Source organism: Oleidesulfovibrio vietnamensis, from assembly GCF_055388115.1.
This window is the reverse complement of sequence record NZ_AP042419.1, coordinates 3,113,442-3,139,643: the sequence shown is the minus strand read 5'-3', so window position 1 is coordinate 3,139,643 and position 26,202 is coordinate 3,113,442. Positions and strand designations below refer to the sequence as shown.

At 59.2% G+C, this 26,202-nt stretch carries 23 protein-coding genes; 5 read left to right on the top strand and 18 right to left on the bottom strand.

The genetic code is table 11. From position 1 onward, the window contains the following. The 5 genes from leuC to ACZ5D1_RS14080 all read right to left on the bottom strand — a co-directional run bounded on the left by leuC (position 1) and on the right by ACZ5D1_RS14080 (position 5,136). Positions 1 to 1,257: a 3-isopropylmalate dehydratase large subunit gene (gene leuC / locus ACZ5D1_RS14100; protein WP_011368964.1), complete on the bottom strand. Its 1,257-nt coding sequence runs from the start codon at positions 1,255 to 1,257 to the stop codon at positions 1 to 3. Next, positions 1,258 to 2,781, bottom strand: a complete 1,524-nt coding sequence (locus tag ACZ5D1_RS14095; RefSeq protein ID WP_011368963.1) for a 2-isopropylmalate synthase — start codon at positions 2,779 to 2,781, stop codon at positions 1,258 to 1,260. Between the two features lie 169 nt (positions 2,782 to 2,950). Continuing rightward, on the bottom strand, positions 2,951 to 3,700 hold the full coding sequence (pssA, locus tag ACZ5D1_RS14090; protein WP_011368962.1) for a CDP-diacylglycerol--serine O-phosphatidyltransferase: 750 nt from the start codon (positions 3,698 to 3,700) through the stop codon (positions 2,951 to 2,953). 36 nt (positions 3,701 to 3,736) lie between these two features. After that, positions 3,737 to 4,393: a phosphatidylserine decarboxylase family protein gene (locus ACZ5D1_RS14085; protein WP_011368961.1), complete on the bottom strand. Its 657-nt coding sequence runs from the start codon at positions 4,391 to 4,393 to the stop codon at positions 3,737 to 3,739. Positions 4,394 to 4,485: 92 nt separating this feature from the next. Continuing rightward, a complete protein-coding gene (locus ACZ5D1_RS14080; RefSeq protein ID WP_027182332.1) occupies positions 4,486 to 5,136 on the bottom strand; it encodes an HAD family hydrolase in 651 nt (216 codons plus the stop codon). Positions 5,137 to 5,200: 64 nt separating this feature from the next. Here ACZ5D1_RS14080 and ACZ5D1_RS14075 point away from each other — a divergent pair, with 64 nt between their 5' ends. The 3 genes from ACZ5D1_RS14075 (at position 5,201) to ACZ5D1_RS14065 (ending at position 7,296) form a co-directional block, all read left to right on the top strand. Beyond that, positions 5,201 to 6,175, top strand: a complete 975-nt coding sequence (locus tag ACZ5D1_RS14075; protein WP_011368959.1) for a YbgA family protein — start codon at positions 5,201 to 5,203, stop codon at positions 6,173 to 6,175. Between the two features lie 124 nt (positions 6,176 to 6,299). Then, a complete protein-coding gene (locus ACZ5D1_RS14070) occupies positions 6,300 to 6,575 on the top strand; it encodes an HU family DNA-binding protein (protein WP_011368958.1) in 276 nt (91 codons plus the stop codon). An 82-nt stretch (positions 6,576 to 6,657) separates the two neighbouring features. Then, positions 6,658 to 7,296, top strand: a complete 639-nt coding sequence (locus tag ACZ5D1_RS14065) for a chemotaxis protein CheD (protein ID WP_011368957.1) — start codon at positions 6,658 to 6,660, stop codon at positions 7,294 to 7,296. Between the two features lie 198 nt (positions 7,297 to 7,494). On the opposite strand, the gene ACZ5D1_RS14060 is transcribed toward ACZ5D1_RS14065, so the two are convergent. The 3 genes from ACZ5D1_RS14060 to ACZ5D1_RS14050 form a co-directional block, all read right to left on the bottom strand. Then, on the bottom strand, positions 7,495 to 8,340 hold the full coding sequence (locus ACZ5D1_RS14060; protein WP_027182334.1) for a split-Soret cytochrome c: 846 nt from the start codon (positions 8,338 to 8,340) through the stop codon (positions 7,495 to 7,497). A 561-nt stretch (positions 8,341 to 8,901) separates the two neighbouring features. Then, a complete protein-coding gene (locus tag ACZ5D1_RS14055) occupies positions 8,902 to 9,246 on the bottom strand; it encodes a DsrE family protein (protein ID WP_011368955.1) in 345 nt (114 codons plus the stop codon). Between the two features lie 107 nt (positions 9,247 to 9,353). Next, positions 9,354 to 12,089 (bottom strand): bifunctional acetate--CoA ligase family protein/GNAT family N-acetyltransferase, encoded by a 2,736-nt coding sequence (locus ACZ5D1_RS14050; protein ID WP_027182335.1) that lies wholly within the window; start codon positions 12,087 to 12,089, stop codon positions 9,354 to 9,356. Between the two features lie 241 nt (positions 12,090 to 12,330). On the opposite strand from ACZ5D1_RS14050, the gene acs reads away from it, so the two are divergent. Further along, a complete protein-coding gene (gene acs, locus ACZ5D1_RS14045) occupies positions 12,331 to 14,316 on the top strand; it encodes an acetate--CoA ligase (protein ID WP_464555210.1) in 1,986 nt (661 codons plus the stop codon). 168 nt (positions 14,317 to 14,484) lie between these two features. Further along, on the top strand, positions 14,485 to 15,609 hold the full coding sequence (locus ACZ5D1_RS14040; RefSeq protein ID WP_464555208.1) for a sensor histidine kinase: 1,125 nt from the start codon (positions 14,485 to 14,487) through the stop codon (positions 15,607 to 15,609). Between the two features lie 217 nt (positions 15,610 to 15,826). Here ACZ5D1_RS14040 and cydB read toward each other — a convergent pair whose 3' ends face one another. The 10 genes from cydB to ACZ5D1_RS13990 form a co-directional block, all read right to left on the bottom strand. Then, on the bottom strand, positions 15,827 to 16,852 hold the full coding sequence (gene cydB / locus ACZ5D1_RS14035; RefSeq protein ID WP_464555207.1) for a cytochrome d ubiquinol oxidase subunit II: 1,026 nt from the start codon (positions 16,850 to 16,852) through the stop codon (positions 15,827 to 15,829). Positions 16,853 to 16,898: 46 nt separating this feature from the next. Then, positions 16,899 to 18,203, bottom strand: coding sequence for a cytochrome ubiquinol oxidase subunit I (locus ACZ5D1_RS14030; RefSeq protein WP_011368950.1), 1,305 nt, complete (start codon positions 18,201 to 18,203; stop codon positions 16,899 to 16,901). Positions 18,204 to 18,484: 281 nt separating this feature from the next. Continuing rightward, positions 18,485 to 19,732 (bottom strand): iron-sulfur cluster carrier protein MrpORP, encoded by a 1,248-nt coding sequence (locus ACZ5D1_RS14025; protein WP_011368949.1) that lies wholly within the window; start codon positions 19,730 to 19,732, stop codon positions 18,485 to 18,487. 39 nt (positions 19,733 to 19,771) lie between these two features. Beyond that, positions 19,772 to 20,698, bottom strand: coding sequence for an ATP-binding protein (locus ACZ5D1_RS14020; protein ID WP_011368948.1), 927 nt, complete (start codon positions 20,696 to 20,698; stop codon positions 19,772 to 19,774). After that, positions 20,695 to 21,645, bottom strand: coding sequence for a nucleotide-binding protein (locus tag ACZ5D1_RS14015; protein ID WP_234702968.1), 951 nt, complete (start codon positions 21,643 to 21,645; stop codon positions 20,695 to 20,697). Before ACZ5D1_RS14015 ends, ACZ5D1_RS14020 begins: the two co-directional genes overlap by 4 nt. Before the next feature lie 122 nt (positions 21,646 to 21,767). Further along, the gene (locus ACZ5D1_RS14010; RefSeq protein ID WP_273192379.1) at positions 21,768 to 22,037 is read right to left on the bottom strand and encodes a hypothetical protein; all 270 of its coding nucleotides are present in this window, start codon (positions 22,035 to 22,037) and stop codon (positions 21,768 to 21,770) included. 34 nt (positions 22,038 to 22,071) lie between these two features. After that, positions 22,072 to 22,431, bottom strand: coding sequence for a NifB/NifX family molybdenum-iron cluster-binding protein (locus ACZ5D1_RS14005; RefSeq protein ID WP_273192381.1), 360 nt, complete (start codon positions 22,429 to 22,431; stop codon positions 22,072 to 22,074). After that, the gene (locus ACZ5D1_RS14000) at positions 22,428 to 22,694 is read right to left on the bottom strand and encodes a NifB/NifX family molybdenum-iron cluster-binding protein (RefSeq protein WP_155891402.1); all 267 of its coding nucleotides are present in this window, start codon (positions 22,692 to 22,694) and stop codon (positions 22,428 to 22,430) included. The genes ACZ5D1_RS14005 and ACZ5D1_RS14000 overlap by 4 nt, the downstream gene beginning before the upstream one ends. Positions 22,695 to 23,030: 336 nt before the next feature. After that, positions 23,031 to 24,515 (bottom strand): sigma-54 interaction domain-containing protein, encoded by a 1,485-nt coding sequence (locus ACZ5D1_RS13995; protein ID WP_464555200.1) that lies wholly within the window; start codon positions 24,513 to 24,515, stop codon positions 23,031 to 23,033. 332 nt (positions 24,516 to 24,847) lie between these two features. Continuing rightward, the gene (locus tag ACZ5D1_RS13990; RefSeq protein WP_011368942.1) at positions 24,848 to 26,053 is read right to left on the bottom strand and encodes an FprA family A-type flavoprotein; all 1,206 of its coding nucleotides are present in this window, start codon (positions 26,051 to 26,053) and stop codon (positions 24,848 to 24,850) included. Positions 26,054 to 26,202: the final 149 nt, after the last annotated feature.

Below are 26,202 nucleotides of genomic sequence, written 5' to 3'. Positions count from 1 at the left end.
CTACAGGCCGCGCGGGTCGGCTATTTCGCCTGCCACGGCGGAAGCCGCGGCCACGGACGGGTTGGAAAGATACACCTCTGATTCAAGGCTGCCCATGCGGCCGCGGAAGTTGCGGTTGGTGGTGGCTATGGCGCGTTCTCCGTCGGCAAGAATCCCCATGTGCCCGCCCAGACAGGGGCCGCAGGTGGCGGGGCCCACTATGCAGCCTGCATCCATGAAGGTTTCGATAAGCCCTTCGCGCAGGGCCTGCTTCCAGATGCCCGGGGTGGCAGGCAGCACGATGCAGCGTACGCTTTTGTGCACCTTGCGCCCGCGCAGCACGGCTGCCGCCTCGCGCAGGTCGCTTATGCGGCCGTTGGTGCACGAGCCGATGACAGCCTGATGTATCTGCACGCCCTGCACTTCGGTAACCGGGCGAACATTTTCGGGCAGGTGAGGGCAGGCTATCTGCGGTGCAAGGTCTGAAACGTCGAATGACAGACTGCGTTCGTATACGGCGTCCTGATCGGCGCTCAGCTTTTCGTCGTTGCGGCCTCTGGCGGCGGTGTAGGCCAGCGTCAGGTCATCGGAGGGAAACAGCCCGCATTTGCCGCCGGCTTCAATGGCCATATTGGCAATGGTCATGCGGCCTTCCACGCTCATGGCATCCACCACGGGGCCGTCAAATTCCAGCGCCTTGTACAGCGCTCCGTCAACGCCGATATGCCCGATGAGCTGCAACACAAGGTCTTTTGCTCCCACGTGGGCAGGCATGGTGCCGCGGTAGGAAACGCGTATGCTCGGCGGCACCTTGAACCAGGTTTCGCCCAGCGCCATGGCTCCGGCCACGTCGGTGGAGCCGAGACCGGTGGCAAATGCGCCCAGCCCGCCGTAAGTGCAGGTGTGGCTGTCTGCGCCCACCACAATGTCGCCCGGACCCACAAGGCCGAGTTCGGGCAGCAGGGCATGTTCCACACCGGCCTCGCCGCCTTCGTAATAATGTGTTATGCCCATCTGCGCGGCAAATTCGCGCGTGTTTTTTACCTGAATGGCCGAATCGATATCTTTCTGCGGGGTGAAGTGGTCCATGACAAGGGCCACTCTGTCTTTGTCAAACACCTTGCCGGCACCCATTGCCCTGAAGGACTTGATGGCCAGCGGAGCGGTGATGTCGTTGGCCAGCGCCATGGAAACGCGGCAGCGCACTATCTGCCCTGCTTCGCCCACCTGCTGGTCTGTGTGCTTCTGCAGTATCTTCTGCGCAAGCGTATGAGCCATCTATTTGTCCTCCTGTTCTTTTTTGGCAAGCCTGTTCAGCGCATTGAGATACGCTTTTGCACTGGCTGTGATGATATCAGCATCGGCACCGCGGCCTACCGCGGCACTGCCGTTTTCCTGCAGCTTGACTGTTACCTCGCCCTGCGCGTCGGTGCCGCCGGTGATGGCGTTGACCGAATAATGCCGCAGCTGCGGGGCACGTCCCACTATCTGTGATATGGCATTGAATACCGCGTCAATGGGACCCACGCCGAAGGTGGTGTGCTGACGGCGTTCGCCGCCCACTTCCATGACAATGGCGGCGGAAGGGGGAACTCCCGTATCGCTGGCCTGCACGCTGAGGTGCACAAGCCGGAACATGTCGGGTATGCGGAACACCTCTTCAAGCACCAGCGCTTCCATATCTTCGTCGTAGATCTGTTTTTTCCTGTCGGCGAGCTTCTTTACGGCATCGAACACCAGCTGGGTCTGTTCCGGAGTCAGGCGGTAGCCGAGCTCTTCAAGCTTGCCGTTGATGGCGTTGCGGCCCGAGTGCTTGCCCAGAACGATTTCCGTCTTGGTGCGGCCCACGGATTCCGGCGTCATTATTTCGTATGTCTCGCGGTTTTTCAGCATGCCGTCCTGATGGATGCCTGACTCGTGCGCAAAGGCGTTGGCCCCTACAATGGCTTTGTTGGCGGGTATGGGCTGCCCGATGATCATGGAAAGCAGGCGGCAGGCAGGGAAAAGCTGCTCTGACTTTATTCCTGTTTCCATGTCGTAGTAAGCATGCCGTGTCCGCAGGGCCATGACAAGTTCTTCCAGCGCGGCGTTGCCGGCACGTTCGCCTATGCCTGATACGGTGACCTCTGCCTGCCGTGCGCCTGCTTTGAGCGCGGCCAGCGTGTTGGCCACCGCCAGACCGAGGTCGTTGTGGCAGTGGACGGAAAAGACGGCCTTGTGGCTGTTGCGCGCGTTTTCCATGACATAACGCACCAGTGCGCCGAATTCGTCCGGTTGCGCATAGCCCACGGTGTCGGGAATGTTGATGGTGGTGGCACCGGCGTCAATGGCGGTTTCCACAACGCGGGTAAGAAAATCCCAGTCGGAACGCGATGCGTCTTCGGCGCTGAATTCCACATTGGAGCACAGGCCTGCGGCATAGCGCACTGCGTCGCGCGCCATTTCCAGCACCTGTTCGGGCGATTTGCGCAGTTTGTACTGCATATGCACCGGCGAGGTGGCGATAAAGGTGTGAATACGCGGATGTGCTGCGTTTCTGATGGCTGCCCATGCGTGGTCGATGTCGGGCTGCACGGCGCGGCACAGACCGGCGACCTGTGCATTTTTCACGGTGGCGGCTATGGTTTTCACAGCTTCAAAGTCGCCTTTGCTGGCAGCCGGAAAGCCGGCCTCCATAATGTCCACACCGACCATTTCCAGCTGGCGGGCCAGCTGCACCTTTTCATGAATGTTCATGGTGGCGCCGGGCGACTGTTCGCCGTCGCGCAACGTGGTGTCGAAAATGTACAATCTGTCAGCCATGGGATACTCCTACGGCTATGCGGCTTTATGTGCCGCTATTTCAGGGCTTGGAGGAGTCGGGTTCGTCTTCCCTGCATCACGTGGCCTGCGGGCTTATGATGCGCGTAGAGTCCCGGGAAGACTCCGCTTCCGGGTATCTGACGATGCGCTTGCTATCGGACAATCCTGATTAGGATAGGTCGCGTAGCAGCTTGGGATGACGGCGGGGTAGGATAATGAGAGTGTATACGGGGCCGGAAATGAGATAGCCCGCGAATACGAGGAACCCGAGGAGTTTGGGATCCGAAATAATGAGAACGAACAGCAGAATGGCCGAAACCATGGAGCTGAACGGATGAGCCTTGATAAGGCCGTATTCTTTGAATGATGCGTACCGGAACCGGCTGACCATCAGGAAGCCGAGAACGAACGTGATGCCGAGGCAGAATGCGGGGAACGCAGCTGCAAAGGTCTCGGGCACGTAGATGCTGAAGAATACCAGCGAGGAAAGGGTGCATCCGGCTGCGGGTATGGGCAGCCCGATGAAGAATTTTTTGGGTGTGACAGCCGTGGAAATATTGAAACGGGCAAGGCGCAGCGCACCGCAGGCCGCAAAAAGAAACGCCACGGCAATGCCGAGCCGTCCGTACGCGTGCAGCTGCCATGAGTACATCATGAACGCGGGCGTGACCCCGAAAGCCACAAGGTCTGCCAGCGAGTCGAACTGCACGCCGAATTCACTGGCGCTGTTGGTCAGGCGGGCAACCTTGCCGTCCAGCCCGTCCATAAGGGCGCTGAAGAGAATGGCCAGAGCACACATTTCCACACGTCCTTCCGCAGCCCACAGAATACCGAGGAAGCCGGCGAACAGGCTTGCCGTGGTAAACAGGTTGGGAAGAATGTACACCCCTCTGCGGGTGGGTGTGGTCTGTGTGTCCATTGTCTCGTTATTCCTTGCGGGGTGTTGTCCGGCGCACTATTCCGCCGGTTGCTCCTTTTTTGCGGCCAGTACTGTCTGCCCTGCAAAAACGGTTTCACCCACTGTGACCTTTGGTTCATACTCTTCCGGCAGGTAAACGTCAACCCGCGAACCGAACCTGATCATGCCGCAGCGTTCGCCGCGTCTGAGCGTGTCGCCTTCTTCCACCCTGCATACTATGCGTCTGGCGATGAGTCCGGCTATCTGCACCATGCTCCAGCGCAGGCCGTCGGCGTCCACTATGTCATAGGCGCAGCGTTCGTTGTCAGTCGAAGCTTTGTCCCACGACGCATTGAAGTACTTGCCCGGATGGTAGGCAATGCTCTGCACGGTGCCGCTGACCGGAAAGCGGTTTACATGCACGTTGAAGACATTCATGAAAATGCAGACGCACATGCGCGGTTCTCCGGTGAAAGGGTCGGGCATGGGCTGCACTTTTATGATGCGGCCGTCTGCGGGGCTCACCCCTGCGCCGGGGGCCGAAGGCACCACCCTTTCCGGATCGCGGAAAAAATGCACGCTGAACCAGCACAGCAGCAGAAACACAACGGCCATGAACCAGCAGTCGATGATGGCGAAGACCAGTGCGGCAAGCGCGGTCAGACCGATGACGGGAAAACCTTCAGGCGTTATGGAATGGGTAGCTTTCTGCATGATGATGTTCCTGCCGGAACCTGTCTCCGGCACAGCTGTGTGAGGTTGAACGGTAGCAATCGGTATGTCAAAACGCGGCAAAAGGCAATGCGTTATCGTGCGCAGGCTTCCAGCCGCAGTTCCGGTATATGTGCGGTAAGCCCTTTGTAAAACGCCTCGTAGCTGGTATACAGCAGGGTGTTGAGCCCGCGTGATGCCGCTCTGCCGATGTGTCCTGCGTTGTCGTCGATAAAGAGCGCGCGGTCCGGCCGTACGCCGGTGCGCTGGCAGATGAAGTCGAAAAAATCTGTGCTGCGCTTGTTCATGCCCACACGGTATGAATTGAATACCAGATCGAACTGTGCGTAGATGCGGTGTGCGGCGTCCAGTTCTTCCAGCCAGTTTGTCTGGTCGCTGGCGATGACGGCGCGTATGCCTGCGCAGCGCACGGCGTTGACGGCATCAAGCATGTACAGGCGGATGAGAAACCGCGAGAGTATGGCCTCACGCAGCTCTTCGTCCGGTGCTTCAATTCCGGTGCGGCGGCGCAGTTCCTGCCAGAATCCGGCCTCTGTCATCTTGCCGTTGACGTAGCCGCCGTTGTAGCAGATGTCCGTGGCATGGGCGAGCAGCTCTCCGGAGGCTATTCCGAAACGGTTTTCCAGCGCATGCAGGCCGTTGACGAAACCCTCTTCGGCAATGACGCCCCCGAAGTCGAAAAATACAACATCAAGGCCGTGGCGGGTGGTATGGTCTGCGCACATGGTGCATGATCTCCGCTTGCTGGTGGTTTTGCCCCAGTATAACCCATAGCAGGAAAAGCGCAACATGACTGAACGCATACGCATCGGTATCAGTTCGTGCCTTCTGGGCAACAAGGTCCGGCACGACGGCGGACATAAGTTCGACTCGTACATAGTGAACGTGCTGGGGCGGTATCTTGATTTTGTTCCCGTGTGTCCCGAGGTGGAATGCGGGCTGCCCACCCCGCGTGAACCCATGCGGCTGGCCGGTGATGTGCACAGTCCGCGTCTGATGACCAGCAAGACATGGCAGGACAAGACGGAACAGATGCAGACCTGGGCGGACAGCAAGGTGCGCGAGCTGGAAGGACAGGGCCTGTGCGGATTCATATTCAAACGCGGCTCGCCTTCTTCCGGCATGGAGCGGGTCAAGGTGTATCCTTTCACCGACCCGCGTGAGGTAAAGAACGTGGGCGCGCCCGTGCTCAAAGGCTCGGGGCTGTTTGCCAGAACGTTCATGGAGCATTTTCCGCTGCTGCCCGTGGAAGAGGAAGGCCGGCTGAACGACCCCGTGCTGCGTGAAAACTTCATAGAACGGCTGTTTGTGGTGCGCCGCTGGTACGACCTGCTGGAATCAGGCATGGCACCCGGTGCGGTGGTGGAGTTTCATACACGCCATAAACTGCTTCTGCTGGCACATTCCACACAGAAATACCGCGAAATGGGCAGGCTGGTTGCCGCCGTGCGCGAATACAGCCCGGAGCAGTTCCGCACGGAATACCGCAGGCTGCTTATGGAAGCTCTTTCGGTACGTGCCACCGCGGGCAGGCATGCCAATGTGCAGCAACATATAATGGGCTATTTCCGCAGGCAGCTTACAACAGATGAAAAGCAGGAACTGGTCGAAATCATAGACCGGTACCGTAACGGCCTTGTACCGTTGATAGTGCCTGTAACCATGCTGAATCATTATGTGCGTAAATACGGTGACGAGTATCTTGCCGGGCAGTACTATCTTAACCCGCATCCGGTGGAACTGAAGCTGCGTAACCACATCTGACGGGTGCCGGAAAAAAAATGCACCGGAACGCTTATAGTTTCACTATCCTTCTTGTCATGAATACTTGAACCATGTATGTAGTTTATAGTGGTACTTGCGGTAATTGACTCTTAGGAGGAACCTTGTGAACAAGAGCGAACTGGTAAAGACACTGGCTGAGGACTACAACCTGTCTCAAGATGAGGCCGTGGCGGTGGTCAACACCTTTTTCGACTCCGTGCGCGAAGCACTGGTAGCCGGAGACAGGGTTGAAATCCGCGGCTTCGGTTCCTTCAAGGTCAAGGAATACAAGGGCTATGTGGGGCGCAACCCCAAAACGGGAGACAGCGTGAAGGTGTCGCCCAAGCGTCTGCCCGTATTCCGTGCCGGTAAAGAAATGAAGGAACTGGTCAACCCCTGATTCCGGCCTTACTCCGCGCGCCTGCCGTTTTGCGGTGCGTGCCGTGTCTGTCCGGTCCGGTATCGGGAAAGGGCTTCCTGTCATGTCCGGATACAGTGCGGAACAGCGCGCCGCCATGCAGTGCATGTCGCTGGCCCGTCATGGTTTACCCCATGCGCTGGCCGACTGCGGACTGCCTCATGTACATCTGAAGATAGGCGAGGGCATCGTCACGCGGCGGGCATTGCTTATCTCCACTGTGCTGGGGTCTTGTGTTTCGGTCACGTTTTTTAGCCGCAGACTGCAGCTGGCGGGCATCTTTCATGCAATGCTGCCGGTGATCACGCAAAGCTACCGGCCCTGTAACGAGCCGTGCCGGTTTGTTGATTCGGCCATAGAGGCGGTGTACGGCAACTTTGAAAAGCGCGGCCTGCATCCCGAAGAGGTGGAGGTGAAGCTGTTCGGCGGCGCCTTCAGCATGGGGCTGCGCGAAGAACATCCTGACCGGTGCATGATAGATGTGGGCGGGCGTAATGTGCTGACCGCGCGTGAGGTTCTGGCCGCCAAAGGGCTGGAGATACGCAGCGAACAGGTGCAGGGCACGCGTGGCCGCAAGCTGCTTTTCAATACGCGTACGGGCGAAGTGTGGGTGAAGCTGCTGAACAACGCGGCCAACCAGCTTGCCCGCAGGCAGGAAGAACAGGCCAGAGCGCAGAGCGCCCGCGGATGTTCTCTGGACTGACGTGCGGCTGGCGCGCGTATTATGCGACAGAAATACGAAAGCCCGTCCGGAGTTTCCGGACGGGCTTTTTGTGTACGGCAGCGGGCATTGCCGGAGGTTCGGGTATGCAGAAACCGGCCGTGTACCGGTGCTGCGCCGCAGGCGGGGACTGCCTGTTCTGCCTGCGGACGTATGTCACCGGTAGCGGGCGGAATGATCTTACGGGTGGTTGTTGTATTTGTCCTGTGTGTGTTCGCTGCCGGAGTGGCAGGGAGCACAGTCCATCTTGCCTTTCACTATGGGCGATTCTTTGCCGGCACCGTGGCAGCTGCCGCAGTATTCCACCGATTCAGGTGTCTTATGCTCGACCACAAATGCGCCTGTCTGTTTGGCGTTCATTATTTCAACTGCTTTTTTGGCCACGTCGGCAGTTATGCGTGCACAGCGTTCGCTGCGCTCTTTGCTCTTTTCGGCTATGCCGGTTTCGTAGCACCACTTGCTCACAGAAACGTGGCACAGCGGCGAATGGGCTATGCTGGTGGGCAGGTCGCCGGCAAAGCCTTTGGCTGCGGTGCCGGGGTTGTAAATGGGGAACGCGGTCTGCTCGTACCAGCGGTACAGTTCGGTCACCATGGGGTCGCGTTCCTTGCGTCCCCAGAACAGAGCGTATGCGCTGGCACCGCCCAGAAGGGCGCCGCAGATGGTTGCCCATCCTGAAATTCCGCTTTTGCCCACTTCGAGCATGCTGAAGGGGAACTGGTTATACGGTGCGCCGTATTTTTCGGCCATCATGCCTACAATGCCGTAGAACACGCCGTAACCGCAGCCGAAACCTTTGTGCCAGTAACCGTCATACGCGGCAACGGCGCATTCTTCAGGGTCAAGAATGTGCGGCTGCCACGAAAACGGCTGTTCCTCGAACTGAAACCGTGCCGCGGTGCCGGGTGCCGCCGCATGCGCCTGTCCGGTCATGCCGCCTGCCACCAGCGTTCCGCCTGCCACTGCACCAGCCATCAGGCTGCCGCCGACTACACCAAGAGCCTGTCGTCTGCTTATTTTGGTCATGTTGAGTCTCCCTTTGCTCTGAATCAGCTTCCGGCGGGCACCGGAAGGTAGTGATTTGTGCAAGGGAATGTGCAACGTGCGTGCCAGCTTGTGAAAAATATGAACAAGCGCGGTATTTCATGCGGTTAGCGTATATTTTTTGATACAGAGGCGTTTTCCGGTGCCGTGTTGCCTGCATAGTCAGTATGACACATGCAAACAGTTGTTTGCATTTCAGGGGTGAAGCCGTGGTATAATCATCATAAATGGTGCTGTTTTCTGTCGTAGAGAGGAAAAGAGGCAGGAGTTGAATCATTGTGCAACGAATATGTGCAATCTTGTGTTTGCAGTGTGTGCTTTTTTCGTCGCATGTGCTTGTGAAAAAGGTAAAGATCGGTGTGCTGAATTGGGGGCGGCGCCATTATATCCGGCAGGCGGACGGGGCGGTCCGGTCCGGAAATAGCTCATGGCGGTCAGACGGGGGCTGCGCCGGTTCCGGCTGCTGATGCGGCGCGGCATGCCGCACCGCATCAGCGGAAGTTATTCATGGCAGGACGGAGTATCCGGCAATACCGGTAAAGGTCAGAAGGTAAGCTGCTTCCAGTCAGACTGAAGCATGTGCGTCACCGCTTCTCCCACATACAGTACGTCCAGTCCCAGAGTTTCCAGCCTTCCTGCTATTCCGTAGCTTTCTGCGCAGGCGCGGCAGGCCCACAGTTCTACTCCCGCATCCTGCAGACGCGGCAGTTCTGCCTGCACGGAAGGGTCTTCCGCCAGCAGGCGGGCACTGGGGCCCCAGGCTATGAGACGCACGTGGTCCCACCAGCCTTTGCGCAGACTGTTGACCGCGTACATAAAGACAAGATTGTGAGCTGTTTCCGCATTGCAGCTGCTCCAGATGATAAAAAGTTTTCTGCCGGTATCCATGTGTTCTCCCTGTGGGTGCGACATGCTGCCTGTTGTGCTGTCCGGCGGCTGTGCATGGCCTTTTTGTCCTGCCGCATGGCCGCCGGAGCCGCGGAAAGAGTATGCGGTCAGCAGGTGCTGTCGGCGGATGTGTCCGGGGCTGCGTCGCGCGGAGTAAGGCGTGTGCCGTCCAGCGCCATGTCAAAGTGGTAGATGTCTTCATCAAAGTCTTTGGTGACGGTAAAACCGAGAGCCCGTGCCAGTTCCGTCATGCCTTTGTTGTCCGCCAGCGCTTCGCCCACTATGCGGCCTGTGCCCCGGCTGTGCAGATAGCGGATGATTTTATCCATCAGCAGCCTGCCCAGCCCGGCGCGCTTCAGGTCGGAACGTACGGCCACTGCGAATTCGGCGCGGGAGTTGTCGGGGGCTATCATGGCACGGGCCACTCCCAGAGTTTTCAGTCCGCCTTCCGGCGCCTGTCCTCTGGCAATGAATGCCATTTCACGGTCGTAGTCTATCTGTGTCAGCTTGACCATTTCGGAACGGGGCAGGGTGCCCACGTTACCGAAAAAGCGGAATCTTCTGTCCTGCGGGCTCATATGTTCAATGAATTCCCAGTGGTCAGGTTCATCTTCCGGCCGGATGGGCCGCAGGTCGACCACCGAGCCGTCCTTGAGACGGGCACATTCCTCCAGTTCGCGGGGGTAAGGGCGGATGGCCAGCTGTTCGGTGCCTGTGGCGGTAGACCAGGCTATGCGCACATGCGCATCCAGCGCCACCACGCCGTCTTCATCTGCAAACAGCGGGTTGATTTCCATTTCAAATATTTCGGGTATGTCGATGATGAGCTGCGAAACCTTGACCAGTACAAGGTGCACGGCATCAACATCGACAAGCGGACGGCCGGCGGCATCGTGCAGACGGGCGGCCACTCTGGTGCGCGAAACCGCCTCGCGTGCCAGATTCATGTTGAGCGGCGGCAGCGCGGTGCTGACATCCTGTGCCAGATCGGCGCCTGCGCCGCCCTGACCGAAGCGGACCACCGGTCCGAATACGGGGTCGGTGGCGGTTTCGACCATCAGCTCAAGGGCGGTGGCCCTGCGGCACATGCGCTGCACCGTGTAGCCGGTGATGCGTGCGGCGGGCATCTGGGTTTTCAGCCGCTGCATCATGGCCGAAGCAGCCTCCAGCACATCACCGTCGGACTCCAGATCAAGCGCAACGCCGCCGGCCAGTGTCTTGCGGCGGATGTCCGGCGATTCCACCTTGAGCGCAACGGGATAGCCCATCTCTTCCGCGGCACGCACTGCGGCGTGTACGTCGGGCACGGTGCGTGTTTCCGGTATGTTTATGCCATACGCTTTCAGAATGCCGGTAGTTTCGGCTACTGTCAGTACCTGACGCTGCTGGTCCAGAGCTTCGTTGACCACCAGACGCGCGCGTGAAACGTCAGGCTGGAATGTGTCGGGCAGAGAAGGAGGCGCTTCCACAAGCAGGTCCTGGTTGCGGCGGTACTGTACCAGATTGAGAAACGCACGCACGGCGTTGTCGGGCGTGAAAAACGAAGGCAGCCCCGCCTTGCGGAAGGTGCTGCGGGCCCCTGCTGCATCATCTATTCCCAGCCAGCTGGTGAGCACGGCTTTTTTGGTTCTGCGGCACGCGCGCACAACGCCTTCGGCCACCTGTCCGCTGTCGGCGTAAATGCTTGGCACGTGCATGACCAGCACTGCATCCAGACTTTTGTCATCCAGCAGCACTTTAAGGGTGCGGGCGTACATGTCGGCGTCGGCGCCGCTTTTGATGACCAGCGGGTTCCAGTACGACCAGTCACCTTTCAGTTCGTTGTCCAGTGTCTGGCAGGTTTCTTCGCTCAGTTCCGCCAGACGCCCTCCGCCGGCCAGCAGTGCGTCGGTGGCCAGAAATCCGGGCCCGCCCCCGTTGGTCAGTATGGCCAGCCTGTCACCTTTCAGCGGTGCCGCACGGGCCAGTGTCTCCACGGTGTCAAACAGGCTGTCGATGTCGAACACGCGCAGCATGCCCGCTCGGCGGAAAGCGGTGTCGTATACATCGTCCGAGCCGGGAGGCATGCCGGAATGTGCGGCGGCCGCAGTGGCTGACGCTTCCGATTTGCCCGACTTCATCACCAGCACGGGCTTGTTGCGGGCCAGCGCTCTGGCGGCGGACATGAAACGGCGCGCTCCCGATATGGTTTCAAGATACAGCAGAACGGCACGGGTGCCGGGATCGTTGTTCAGGTAGTCGAGAATATCCGCGAAGTTGATGTCGTACCTGTCTCCCAGTGAAATGAAATGTGAAAAACCGACGCCTTTCGAGGTCGCCCAGTCCAGCACCGAGGTGAACAGAGAATCGGATTGCGAGACAAAAGCTATTCTGCCGGGCAGCGCTTCGCGGTGGGCCAGACTGGCGTTGACGCCTACGGAAGGGTTGATGAAGCCCAGACAGTTGGGGCCCAGAATGCGCATGCCGTGAGCCTGCGCAATATCCATGACGGTGGCGCGCTGCACCTCGCGTCTGTCTCTGTCGAAACGGAAATACCCGTGCGAAAGCAGTACGGCAGCCTGTGTGCCGCGTTTGCCGAGCTCCGCAAGATAAAAAGGCGTGCTGTCTGCGTCTGTGCAGATGATGGCCAGATCGGGGGTGATGGGCAGCGTGTCTATTTCGCTGTAGCTTTCCAGCCCCATGACCGGCTCGCGGGTTTCATTGACAGGCAGCACCGGTCCCAGAAAAGCCCCTTTGAGCAGGTTTTCCATGACAATGCGGCCGGGCTGTCCGGGAGTGTCTGTGGCGCCGATGACAGCAATGGATGTGGGCTTGAACATCTGCTCCAGAACGGAAGAATTCACATCTCACCCCGCGTGCGTAGAAGGTTGCGCCGCCGGCTGCGGCGTAAGGACCATTCACGGGCCATATTTTCACGGTGAAAGGCATAAAGTCAATTTGAACGGGCGTAATCGACCGTTCACCGAAAAGAGGGTCTGTCAGTCTTCGCACACAAGCACAGGCGGTGTATACGTTGAGCCAGCGGTATGTTTTTTTTGCCGTAAGAAAAACCCCGAATACATAGTCAGGCAGAAGGAGACCCGTATGAGCCAGACCAATATTGAAAGCATGCTGGATGAAAAAAGAGTGTTCGAACCGCCTTTTGCCCGACGCGACAACGCGCACGTACGCAGCATGGAACAGTACCGCGAACTGTGCAGCAGGGCCGACGAAGATCCCGAAGGCTTCTGGGCCGAAAGAGCGGTGAAGCTGCTGGACTGGTTCCGGCCGTTTGATTCGGTGTTGGACGCCGACATGCAGCAGGCGGACATCCGGTGGTTTTCCGGCGGCAGGCTCAATGTGGCATACAACTGCATTGACAGGCACCTGACACGCGGCAGACGCAACAAGGCGGCAATCATCTGGCAGGGCGAGCCGGAAGAGGACGTGCGTGTGTACACGTATCAGATGCTGCACGATGAAGTATGCCGTTTTGCAGCGGTGCTGCGTTCTCTGGGGGTTAAAAAGGGCGACAGGGTGTCGCTGTATATGCCCATGATTCCCGAACTGGCCTTTGCCATGCTGGCCTGTACGCGTATCGGGGCAGTGCATTCTGTGGTGTTTGCCGGGTTTTCGGCCGTCAGTCTGCAGAACCGCATTCAGGACTGCGAGGCGAAAGTGCTGGTTACGGCCGATGCCGTGCTGCGTGCCGGACGTCGTATTCCGCTGAAAAACAATGTGGACGAAGCCCTGCGCCAATGTCCCAGCGTGGAAAAATGCATTGTGGTACGCCGTGCGGGTGTTGATATTCCCATGGAGGCAGGCCGCGACCTGTGGTGGGACGAACTGGCTGCCGACCCCGAACTGGATGCCGTGTGTCCCTGTGAAGAGATGGAATCGGAAGACCCGCTGTTCATTCTGTACACCAGCGGTTCCACGGGACGGCCCAAGGGGGTTGTGCACACCACCGGCGGGTATCTGACCTATGCCGCCCACACCACGCAGTGGGTGTTCGACCTGCAGGATGACGATGTTTACTGGTGCACGGCGGACGCCGGCTGGATTACCGGACATTCCTACATTGTGTACGGGCCGCTGGCGCTGGGCGGCACGTCGCTGATGTTCGAAGGCGTACCCACATGGCCGTCACCGGACCGTTTCTGGCGTATCGTGCAGAAATTCCGCGTCAATATTTTTTATACCGCTCCTACAGTTGTGCGTTCGCTCATGCGGGAAGGCGTGGAGTGGACACAGAAGCATGATCTTTCATCGCTGCGTGTGCTCGGCTCGGTGGGCGAGCCCATCAACCCCGAGGCATGGATGTGGTACCACAACTATATCGGCGGCGGAAAACTGCCCATTGTGGATACCTGGTGGCAGACAGAGACGGGCGGCATCATGATTTCCGCTCTGCCTTACGCCACGCCGCTCAAACCGGGGTCTGCCACGTTTCCCCTGCCGGGCATTGACGCCGCGGTGGTGGATGCCGAAGGCAATGCCGTGGAAGCCAATCAGGGCGGTTATCTGGTTGTCCGCAGACCGTGGCCCGGCATGCTGCGCGGCGTGTACGGCGATCCGGAACGCTTCAGACAGACATATTTCGAGCGTTTTGCAGGCATGTATGAATCCGGCGACGGTGCACGGGTTGATGAAGATGGCTACATATGGGTCATGGGGCGCCTTGATGACGTGGTCAATGTGTCCGGTCACCGTATGGGAACGGCAGAGGTCGAGTCCGCTCTTGTGGCGCATCCCGCCGTGGCGGAGGCAGCTGTGGTGGGCATGCCGCATGCTGTGAAGGGCGAAAGCATCTATGCCTATGTCACTCTTGCGGCTGACGAGGATGAGTCTGAAGAACTGCGCGCCGAACTGCGTACATGGGTGCGCAAGGAAATAGGTCCCATCGCCACGCCGGAGGTCATTCAGTTTGCCGACGGGCTGCCCAAAACGCGCAGCGGCAAGATCATGCGGCGTATCCTGCGCAAGATCGCTTCCGGTGAAACCAGTGAATTCGGCGATACTTCCACGCTTTCGGATCCCGGTGTCATCACCGACCTCATCGACGGACGTCTTGAACTGACGGGACGCTGATGTGGTATGCCGCCGGCAGACGGCGGTCCGGCACTGCACATATCAGGGCCCGCGGCAACATTGCCGCGGGCCTTCTTTTGCCGCTTGCGGTCTGTATTGTGCTGTGGCGCTGTGATATGCTGGTGTCACGGTCACAGACCGGGGTGCCGAAAAGGAAGGAGGATTCCCGTGCTGCCTGCCAACCCGCTTTTTGTGGAGACCATTCTGACACGTATGCCCGTGGGCCTGATGATTCTGGACTGTGACGGAAACATAGCCCGCACCAATCCGGCGCTTTCCGCCATGCTGGGCATCGCACCGCATGAACTGCAGGGCCGCGGCTGGGCGGAAGTGTTCATGGCGGAGGGCAATAATCTGGAATTCAATCAGGTCATAGTGGACGTGGTGCACAATGAACTGGAATTTCTCAGCCGGTCTGTGCCGTTTGTCGATCCGGCGGGCAGTCGCCGCGAGCTTGGAGTGCTTTCCTGTTTCATCAGACAACAGGATAGTGTTGCCGGTATTGTCCTGCTTTTTCAGGATATGACCGAACTTGCGCGCATGCATGATGCCGAACGGCGCATTTATCGGGAAAAGCTGCGGCTGGAGCGCGAGCGCGAGGAAGCCCTGCGCCTGCTGGCTCAGGCTGTGGCGCATCAGGTGCGCAATCCGGCCACGGTTATAGGGGGCGTTGCGGGTATGCTCATCCGTCAGCATTCCGGCGAGCCTGCACTGGGCAGAATGCTGGATGTCATCCGGGAAGAAACTCTGCGGCTGGAAGCCATGGTGGCGGAAGTTTCCTCTTTTGCGGCAATCTCCGCCGGAGTGTTGCACCGCGTCGACTGGCATGCCCTGCTGCATGGCTGGGCGGCGGACAGGCTGGCAGAAGCGGACGAGGCGGACATTGTGCTGCATGCCTGTACAGGCATGGGCGTTGTGTATCCCGATCTTGTGCGCCTGCTGCTGGACGAGCTGTATGACAACGCCCGCCGGTTTGCGCACACGGACAGGGCGCTCAAGGTGACGGTGTCCGTAAGCCACGAAGACGGATGGACGCGGCTGGTCATGCAGGACAACGGCAGGGGGATGGGGCGGGACTCGCTGCCGTATGTGTTTGATCCGTTTTTCACCTCGCGCAGCGACGGAGTGGGAATGGGCCTGTGCAAGGTGAAACGCTGCATGATGCTGCACGGCGGAACTGCCGCGGCGGAAAATGTTCACGGCGGCGGGGCGCGGTTCATCATGCGCTTTCCTCCGCGCAGCGCTTCGGCGGAAAACGGCGATGTGCCGCCGCCCGAAAACGGGCTGCGCTGACGGCCTCCATTCCCGCACGGGCTTTATGCTCCGGCGGATGGCGCACCGCGGGCTGATGCGCGTTACTGCCGGAGCAGCTTTTCTGCCCGGCTGGCGTTTGTTTTCCGGCAGTTCCTGTGCTGTCCGGTATGCCTGCGTGCTTTTCTGTATCGGGTGCATGCGGGCATAAAAAAAACGCCCCGCGGTGCGGGGCGTTCTGTTGTTTAAAGGTGCCGGACTAGTAGGCGTGGGGCGATTCCAGATCCTTGTCGGTGATCTTGAAAGAGAACACCGAGAACACCCATGCCTGATAGCCTATGACCACAGGTACACAGGTCAGCGAAACACCCAGCATGATCTTGAGCGTCAGCGGACTGGATGCCGCATTGGCTATGGTCACGCTGTAAGCCGGATCAAGGCTGGACGGAATGAGTGCGGGGTACATGCCCAGCACTCCGAACAGCGTCACGCACACTATGGTCACAGAACTGCATATCCATGCCATTCCGGCCGATTCTCCGTGGATGAAGAAGCGGGTGGTGAGCATCATGCCCACGGCGAGGAAAAGCACCACCAGCAGCGGCGGGAAGCTGAGGTAGTTGCTGTACAGGTCGGTGTATACGGCCGTGGCGGCCAGAAAGGCCACCGCAGCGATGAGCAGATAGGGCCACAGACCCCGTGCGGCGGCGATGGCGCGGTCATGAATCATGCCGGTGGACTTGATGGCCAGCCACAGTGCACCGTGTACGGCAAACATAAGCACAAACAGCACGCCGCCCAGCAGTCCGTAAGGATTAAGCAGCGTGAACAGTGTGCCGTGGTACACGCCGTCCGCATCCACGGGAATGCCCATGAACAGGTTGGCAAAGGCCACGCCCAGCAGCAGGGCGGGTACGACGCTGCCGAGGAACTGGAACACGTCCCATACCTTGCGCCAGCCGTCGGAATCTATCTTGTTGCGGAACTCAAACGAGACTGCGCGGAAGATAAGTGCGAAAAGCAGAACGAACAGCGGGGCATACAGCGCGCTGAACATCACCGCATACGCTTTGGGAAATGCGGCGAAGGTAACCCCGCCGGCCGTGATCAGCCACACTTCGTTGCCGTCCCAGAAAGGACCGGCCGCATTGTAGATGGTGCGCCGTTCAGTTTCATTTTTTGTGATAAAGGGCAGCAGCGTACCCATGCCGAGATCGAACCCGTCCAGCATGAAGTAGATGGCCCAGAGAACACCCCAGATAACAAACCATGTGGTTTCCAACATATTCTAATTCCTCTGGTGTACTGGTTCTTCAGGTTATCCCTTCCGCCTAGGCGGGCTGGGGGCCTTTCCTGGCGTATTTCTTCAACAGATAAATGTCGAGAATGCCGAGGAATGAATAGATGATCACCATGGCGATGACGGATGTGGCCACTGAAGCGGCAGGAACCGGCGACACCGCGTCTGATGTGCGCATCATGCCGTAGACAATCCACGGCTGGCGGCCCACTTCTGCCACGTTCCAGCCTGCCATGATGGTGATGTACGGCAGCGGAATGGTGTAGATGAGAGCTTTGAGCAGCCATGTCTTCTGTTCCAGTTTGTTGCGCCACAGCCATGCAAGACCGGCCAGAATGGGGAACAGTGTACCCAGACCGACCATAAGCCGGAACGAAAGGAAGGTCAGCAGCACGGGCGGACGGTCTTCCTTGGGGAATTCCTTCAGCCCCAGCACTTCGGCATTGGGATCATTGAATGCCAGCAGCGAGAGCACATTGGGAATGCCAAAGGCTTCGATGGCGTTCTTTTCGTTTTCCTGATCGGGCAGTACCAGCAGGTACATGGGAGCGCCTGCCTTGGTTTCCCAGTGCGATTCCATGGCTGCCAGTTTGGCCGGCTGCAGTCTGGCCACGGTGTTGCCGTGGTTGTGGCCCTGTACAGCCACCAGCACGGCGAACAGCAGGGCAAACACTGCGCCCAGCCGGAAGGAGCGGTTAAAGAAATCAAGCTCGTTCTTGCGCATGATGTGCCATGCGGAAACACCCAGCACAAAGAAACCGGCAAGCATCCACGAGGCGAAAATGGTGTGGAAGTACTGGCCCCACGCAAATACGTTGGTCAGCACTTCGTAGAAGCTGTCCAGTTCTGCACGGCCGTTGCGCAGCACATAGCCCACGGGGTTCTGCATCCAGCCGTTGGCAAGGATGATCCACAGGGCGGATATGTTGCTGGCAATGGCCACGGCCCAGATGGCGAACAGGTGAACTTTTTTGGATACTTTTTCCCACCCGAAGTGCCATACGGCAAGAAAGGTGGATTCAAGGAAGAAAGCGACGGTCGCCTCGATGGCCAGCAGCGAACCGAAAATGTCGCCGACATATTCGGAATAGCGCGACCAGTTGGTGCCGAACTGGAATTCCAGCGTGATGCCGGTGACAACTCCCAGTGCAAAGTTGATGATGAACAGCTTGCCCCAGAACTTGGCCATACGTTTGTACACTTCATTGCCGCTGCGCACGTACATGGTTTCCATGATGGCAAGCATCACGGAAAGGCCCAGAGTAAGCGGCACGAAAATGAAGTGGAAAAAAACGGCTATGGCAAATTGCAGCCGTGACAACAGGACGACATCCATACGAGCCCCCTTTGCGGTTTGCGGGTCGTGGCGTAAAGCCGCAGCCGCCAAGGTTAAAGGTGAAAAAAACAGCTCCATGAAGAGCAGGCAAACTTTTATTAAAATGAGTTATTATTAGCAAATAGCTTCTGTTGCAAGCTCTTTCGGAGAAATTCCGGATATTCCCGCACAAAGAAAGGAATAACTTTTGTAGTTATAACAAGTTTTCTGAAAAGTGCTAATAAAAAAAGTGGCCGCAAGGGCCACTTATGATCAGAGGATAACAGGCAGAAGAGAAGGGATTAATGGTCGCAGGTGTTTGCTCCGGCAGTCAGCGAGCCCTGCATCCATGCGCTGACCACCTCATGGGGCGAGCCGCCGCTGATGCCGGTAACCACGTTGATGCCCTGTCCGGTGAACAGTGACTGGGCGCGGGCGCCCATGCCGCCGGCCAGCACCACGTTGACGCCCTGTTCGGCAAGAAAACGCGGCAGTACGCCCGGTTCGTGCGGGGGCGGGGTGATGTTTTCGGTACCCAGCACGGTTTTTGCCGTGGTGTCAGCCGTAACAATGGCAAACTGTTCGCAGTGGCCGAAATGCTGGCACAGGCTGCCGTTGGCCAGCGGCAGAGCCACCTTTACGGTGCCTTCGGCCTGCGGTGCCGGCACTGCGCCTTCGCGTTCATGCAGGGTGCCCGCGTGCGCCAGCAGCGGTTTGACAATGCGGCCTATGGCCTCGGCCACGGGATTTTCGGGCTGTGCCTGCACAAATACCAGACCCTTGTCGCCGCAGCGGCTCATAAGAGATGTGGCAGGCACAGCCCCCAGGAACGGAACATTGGTTTCTTTTGCCAGCGCTTCGCCGCCCCCCTGTCCGAACAGCGGTTCCACATGGTCGCACTGCGGGCAGGCAAAGCCGCTCATATTTTCGACAACACCGGCAATGGGGTTGCCCAGCTCGCGGCAGAAGCCGATGGAGCGGCGCACGTCGTCCACGGCCACCGCCTGCGGGGTGGTCACAATAACGGCGCGGGCGTCGGTGCCCAGCAGCTGCAGTACGCTCAGCGGTTCGTCGCCGGTGCCGGGAGGGCAGTCGACAACCAGAAAGTCGAGATCGCCCCACGCAACTTCGGAAAGCATCTGTTTGATGAAGCCCATTTTGACGGGGCCGCGCCAGATGACAGCCTGCTGCGGGTCGGGAATCATGAAGCCCACAGACATGACGGACAGGTTGGCGTTCCACGGCACGGGCAGCAGCGAGCGTTCTTCCATGCGAATTTCGGCTTTATCCAGACCGAGCAGACGCGGAATGCTGGGGCCGTGTACGTCCACGTCCAGCAGGCCCACCTTCTGACCGGCCAGAGCCAGCGAGACGGCAATGTTTGCGGCAATGGTGCTTTTGCCCACGCCGCCCTTGCCGGACATGACCACAACTTTGTTGCGGATGCGCGACACCGAGCTTTCCAGCCTCAGATCTTCAGGCGATTTGTTTTCATGGCATCCGCCGGAGGAGCAGTTTCCACCGGCGGAGCAACCGCAAGATTCACTCATGGGTTTCTCCTTGGAGTAATGAATACGCAAGCCGGATGTCTAGCCCGCCACCCGCTGCATGACGGGGATGTGCGTCTCTGCGCGGGGGGCCGGATTTTCAAGCATATCCAGCATGGTTGTCCACAGATTTTCAAACACCGGCCGCCATCGGTCGGGGTCGGTTTCGGTTATGCTTCTGCCCTGCAGCTGCGCCTGCGTCACGGCGGTGTCGTAGGGCAGTTCGGCCAGTACGGGCACTTTGTGTTCCAGACAGAAAGCCCGTACCTCATCGGCCGTTTGCCGGTGCACGTCGCTTTTGTTGAGCACGCAGGCGCATGGAAGCGAAAAATGCCGCGCAAGCTGCACCGCGCGTTCCAGATCGTGCAGTGCCGAAACAGAAGGTTCCGTCACCAGCAGGGCCATGTCGGCATTGCTCATGCAGGCAATGACCGGACATCCTATGCCGGGAGGTCCGTCGGTCAGGAGTACCTGAGCGCCTTCCTTGTGCGCCATGGCGGCGGATTCGCGGCGTACGGTGGTGACCAGTTTGCCGGAATTTTCCTGCCCGATACCCAGTGCCGCGTGCACCATGACCCCGTGCCGCGTGTCCGAAACGAACCACTGCCCGCATTTGCGGTCGTTCATGGTGACCGCCTGCGCGGGGCAGACGTGCAGGCATACCGCACAGCCTTCGCAGAATTCGGGCCGTATCTGCCATTTGCCGTCGGCTGCCACCGTTACGGCATCAAAGCGGCAGTGGTCGGCGCACGACCCGCAGCCGATGCACAGCAGAGGGTCAACGGAAGCCAGCTGTCCGGCATAAAAATCGACAGTGCGCCGCACTTCGGGCTGCAGAATCAGATGCAGGTCTGCGGCGTCCACATCGCAGTCGGCCAGTACTTTGACCGGTCCGGTGGCGGCCAGCGCCGCGGTGACGGATGTTTTTCCCGTGCCGCCCTTGCCGCTGATGACTATTATTTCCTTCATGCGGTCTTCTCCTGTCCGTGCTGCGCCGCGTTGTGTGCATGCCGCAGCACGGTATGCAGCAGTCTGTCAAAGCAGCCTGTCATGCCGTCCACGGCATCAATGAGCAGCCTGCCCGAAGAAACAGCCTGTGCCGCCTGTGGCGAGTGAGGTACGGTGCCCAGCAGGGGAATGCGGTGCCTGTCCAGATATTCGCGCACGCGGCCGTCGCCCATGCCGTCGCGGTTTATGACCACGCCGAAGGGTCTGCCGAGCGTGTGCAGCGTTTCCACCGCAAGGCGCAGGTCGTGCAGTCCGAAAGGCGTGGGTTCGGTCACCAGCACGCTGTAGTCGGCGTTTTCCACGGTGGATATCATGGGGCAGGATGTGCCGGGAGGGCTGTCCCAGAAAGTGAGTCCGTTGGGGGTGCCGGCAGAAACGGCGTGGGCCTGCTGCTTTACTTCGCGTATGAGCGGCGGTGCCATGGCTTCTGAAATTCTCATTCTGCCGGAAACCAGCGTAAGGGCGGCCGCACCGGCGGAGGCACCGGCGGGTACGGGCAGCTGCGGTGTGCGTATTTCCACGGTGCCCACGGGGCGTGTGGTTTCCGTAATGGCGCCGGAAGGGCATATCATCATGCACAGCCCGCAACCGTGACACAGTTCTGAAAAGGCCATGACACCCTTCATCCATGTAAGAGCCTTGAACCGGCACTCTTCGACACACTTGCGGCAGCTGTCGCCAAGGCATTTGGCCTTGTCCACGGCGGGTACCGGCAGCGAATGCGTCAGTGTCATCACAGGTTCGCCCGGCATGAAAAGGTGAGCGTTGGGTTCTTCCACATCGCAGTCGGCCAGAACCGTGGGGTGACCGCTGCGTGCGGCGTGCACGGCCAGATTGACCGCAAGGGTTGTCTTGCCGGTGCCGCCTTTGCCGCTGGCTATGGCGATATGCATACTTTTCCTCGTCATGGCCCCGCCGGCGGAAATGCGGGGCCGTATTGTGTCTGGTGTGCAGAACGGCTTCATGGCTGTTCCGTGTGTTTCATTCCGGCATGCGGCATGCTCCGGATGTCCGCCGGTGTCGTGCCGGTTCAGCCTGCATCGTCAAATGGCGGCTGGCGGCGTTGCATGCTTCCCTGTGCAGAACGGTTCTGCCTGCCGTATCCGTTGCGGCACATGCCGCCGCGGCCGTTGCCGGCAAAACGCCCTCTGCCGTATCCCATGCCGCATCCTGTGCCGCCGGCACCCCGGCAGCCGGGCTGCAACGGGCCGGCTGTTTCCTGCTGCATGCCGTCCTGAGCGTACAGACCTCTGCGGCCCATACCGCGGCCCATGCCGCGTGCGTCAATGATGGTTGTCATGATGACCTCCTTGCGGCGGCCGTGCGACCGCCGGTTACCAGTGGCCCTGTTTGTCGGCCTGATCGGCGGGGCTGAGCATGCCCTGCCGGAAAGCCTCCAGAGCATCATGCACGGTGGGGCTGTCGGTCAGGTACACCGCCACGTTGCCCTGCTGCAGAGCCTGAAATGCCTTGGGGCCCACATGGCCGGTGATGACAGCCGAAGCTCCGGCATCGGCCACGTTCATGGCGGCCTGAATGCCTGCTCCCTGCGGGGCGTTCAGATTCTGGGTGTTGTCCTTGTAGCTGAACTGTCCGGTTTCGCTGTTAAACAGCACAAAACCTGCGGCTCTGCCGAAACGGGGATCCAGTCCGCTTTCCGGAGACTGTCCGGAAGCGCTGATGGCAATGATCATGTGGTGCTCCTTTTTACGGTTTGTTTTGTCTGCCCCTGTCTGGCGCGGCAGCGCGGCTGCTGGATGCGCGGGCAGCCGGGCATGATGTGCGGCCCTAGATTGTCATGCATCCATGCGCGTATGATGTCCTGCACGCCGCCGCACAGCCACGGCACAACGATGATGCCTGCCTGCGAAAGCTGCCTGCGGTGACAGCCGCATATGCCTCCGCACAGCAGGTGGGTAACATCTGCCCCGGCCAGAATGGAGGCACGTTGGAGCATGTCCTGCGCGGGCAATGGAAGCATTCCGGCCGGAGTGCAGATGTCACCTTGAGGGAGGAACAGGGCACACTCGGGTGCCGATTCGAACAATGCGGCCAGACGGGGGCCATATACAGCGAGTGCAATCATAACCAGTACGGGCGCATAGGGCTGCAGCGTCATTGCCGCAGGTGCTGGCGCCTGCACTGTATTAGGCAGGAATGATGCCGACTTGTTATAGTTGTTTTATAACAGTAGCTTGTGTGGTTGTGTGGGAGGCGGCAGCAGATTTTCGGGCGTGAAACGCGCCCTATGATGGCGTATAATACGCCCAATGCGGAGCGCTTCAGGCGTGTTTTACGCCTTGTCAGGCTGGTTCAGAATGCGGCGCAGCGTGTCTTTGCTGATATCAAGGTCGCGGCAGGCGGCCATGCGCCGTCCTCCGTGCCGTGCCAGCGCCTGCAGCACAGCCTGCTTTTTTATGTCCCGCATGGACATGGTCCGGTCAGCGGCGTTCTGCGGTGTAAGCGCCTCCTGCGGGACGGATGGCGGGAAGGCCGCATGCCGGTGCGCGCCGTTTACACTATCGGGAGCGGATGCAGCGGGGGGCAGCGAGCTTGTCGTGCCGGGGGTACGCGGGGCGGGGTGTGCCGCGCTGTCAGGCCCGATACCGCCCGAAGCCGCAGTGCCGTGCTGCAGGTAATCAGGCAGGTGCTCCATCTGGATGAATCCGGAGGAGCAGAGAATGAATGCGTATTCGATAATGTTTTCCAGCTCGCGTACGTTGCCGGAAAATTCGTGCCGCATGAGTGTGGCCAGAACGTCTTCGGACAGTCCCTGAACCTGTTTGTTCTGCAGGGTATTGAACCGCTGCACGAAATGGGCGGCCAGAAGGGGGATATCGCTGCGCCGTTCACGCAGGGCGGGCAGTTCCATGCGCACTACATTCAGCCTGAAATACAGGTCACGCCGGAAGCCGCCCTGTTCAACAAGTTGTTCCATATTGCTGTTGGTGGCGGCGATTATGCGAACGTCGGCTTCTTCCGGTGCAATGCCCCCCAGAGGATCAAATTTTTTCTCCTGCAGCACGCGCAGCAGTTTTGCCTGCAGCGGCAGAGGCATGTCTCCTATTTCATCCAGAAAAAGCGTTCCGCCGTGTGCCAGTGCCAGCCTGCCGGGTTTGTCCTTGCGCGCATCGGTAAATGCGCCTTTTTTGTAGCCGAACAGTTCAGATTCGAGCAACGCCGGAGGCAGTGCCGCGCAGTTTACCGCAATGAAGGGCTGCTGTGCCCGTTCGCTGTGGTTGTGCAGTGCGCGGGCGAACAGTTCTTTGCCGGTGCCGGATTCTCCGGTCAGCAGCACGCTGCTGCCGCTGCGTGCCACGGGGGGCAGAATGGCAAAAATCCGCGAAAGTGCCGGACTTTTGCCTACTATGTCCTCAATGCCGTACTGGCTCTGCATTTCCTTGCGCAGCAGAGTCACTTCAGAAAGATCGCGGAATGTTTCTACCCCGCCGATAAGTTCTCCCTGCGGGTCGCGCAGCGGGGCGGCACTGATGGATATGGGCACACGGGTACCGTCGCTGCGGACGATGAAAATGGACTTGCCCGACACGTTGACATTGCGGTGCATGCAGGCATCAAGCGCGCATTGCCCGTCGCACAGGCTGGAGCGCAGAACTTCCCAGCATTTGCGGCCCACGGCCTCCTGCGCGCGGATACCGGTTATGGATTCCGCTGCGGAATTGAAAAAAGTGATGTTCCACTGAAGGTCAACCGTGAAAACACCGTCCGCAATGGACTGCATGATGGTTTCGCACGGTATGGTGAGCGGGGCGGTCACGGGTATGGTCCTTGGCCGGTGCGGCGGTATGAAGTCAGCGATTGCTGACAATGGTACGCCAACTGTGCGCGGGGGTAAAGTGGCTGCGCAGCCTGCACGCAAGCGGGGTGCAGGCGGACACATGATCTGAACGTGCGTGTGATGCGCTGATGCGGTGGCGCCGGCGGTGCGGGCAGGCTAAGGGCCGGCGTTTGAGAGACGAGACCCCGCCTCCGGGCCTTCTGTTATCTGGCGGCCTGCACGGCCTGCAGATGCGGTACCGGAGGCTGCGGGGCTTTGAGGTAAAAAAGTAAAGAAAAACGCCCCTGCAGAGCAGGGGCGTCAGGGCCGGTCTAGGCTTCGCACTTGGCTTTGAGCGCCTGAGCGACTGCCTTGCCAAGATTGTAGCATTCTTCATACGTTTCGTGCTTGGGCACATGTTTGCACTTCACGCCTTCAGCGGGCACTTCAAAGCCCATGTCTTCCAGCCATCCGGTGATGTTTTTGACGGATTCACCGGACCAGCCGAACGAACCGAACGCTGCGGCCACCTTGTTCTGCGGACGCAGACCTTTCATGTAGGTGAGCATTTTTGCCACGTTGGGCATGATGCCGTTGTTGTGGGTGGGCGAGCCGACAATCACGGCGCCGCAGTCTGCCAGTTCTGTCATCACGGCGCTGTGGTGGTTGGCCTTCAGCCACATCAGGCGGGCAGGCACTCCTTCGGCTTCCAGCCCGTCGGCAATGGCGCGGGCCATTTTCTCGGTGGAATGCCACATGGTGTCAAATACGATTACAGCCCGTTTGCGGGGCTTCTGCTGGGCAAAGCTGCGGTACGAGTCCAGTGCATACTGCACGTCTTCGCCGCGGAAAATAAGACCGTGGTCGGGGGCCAGCATGTCTATGTCCAGCTTCAGTTCGGCCAGCAGGTCCAGCGTCTTGATGACAATGGGCGAGAAAGGCAGCACGATGTTGTGGTAATATTCCTTCATGGCGTGGGCCAGATGGGCACGGTCGATTTCATCGGCGAACCGTTCGGTGCAGGCTATGTTCTGGCCGAAGGCGTCGTTGCAGATGAGCAGCTTGTCCTGCGGAATGTAGGACACCATGGAATCAGGCCAGTGCAGCATGCGGGTTTCCACGAACTGGATGTCACGCTTGCCGATATTGATGGAATCGCCTGTTTTGACCACTTCCACGGGCCAGCCGGTGGTGTCGAAGTGCGCTTCCATGGAACGTTTGCCCATGGGCGAGCAGTAAATTTTTTCGGGCTTGCAGCGTTCGATGAGTTCGGGCAGGCAGCCGGCATGGTCGGGCTCAAGGTGGTTGCAGACAATGTAGTCTATCTTTTCCAGCTCGGTCACCTGAGACAGGCGGCACAGCATGGTGGGCAGAAAGCCTTCTTTCACGTTGTCGAAAAGAACAGTTTTTTCGTCTTTAACCACGTAGGCATTGTATGTGGTGCCCTGCGGCGACAGCGAATATCCGTGAAAGTCGCGGCTGTCGTAATCCACCGCGCCTACCCAGAACACGTCCTTTTTTATTTCCAGTGCTTTCATTGTTTCGTCCTGTGTATGTGTTTTGCTGCTGATAATGCGTGCAGCTTGCATAATTTCCTGAGGCCGTCATAAAAAAAAAGGCAGCACGGGCAAGGGCGCTGCGGCGTTCTGCTATGCGGGAGGCCGTAAAACGCCCCTCCTGCCGTATG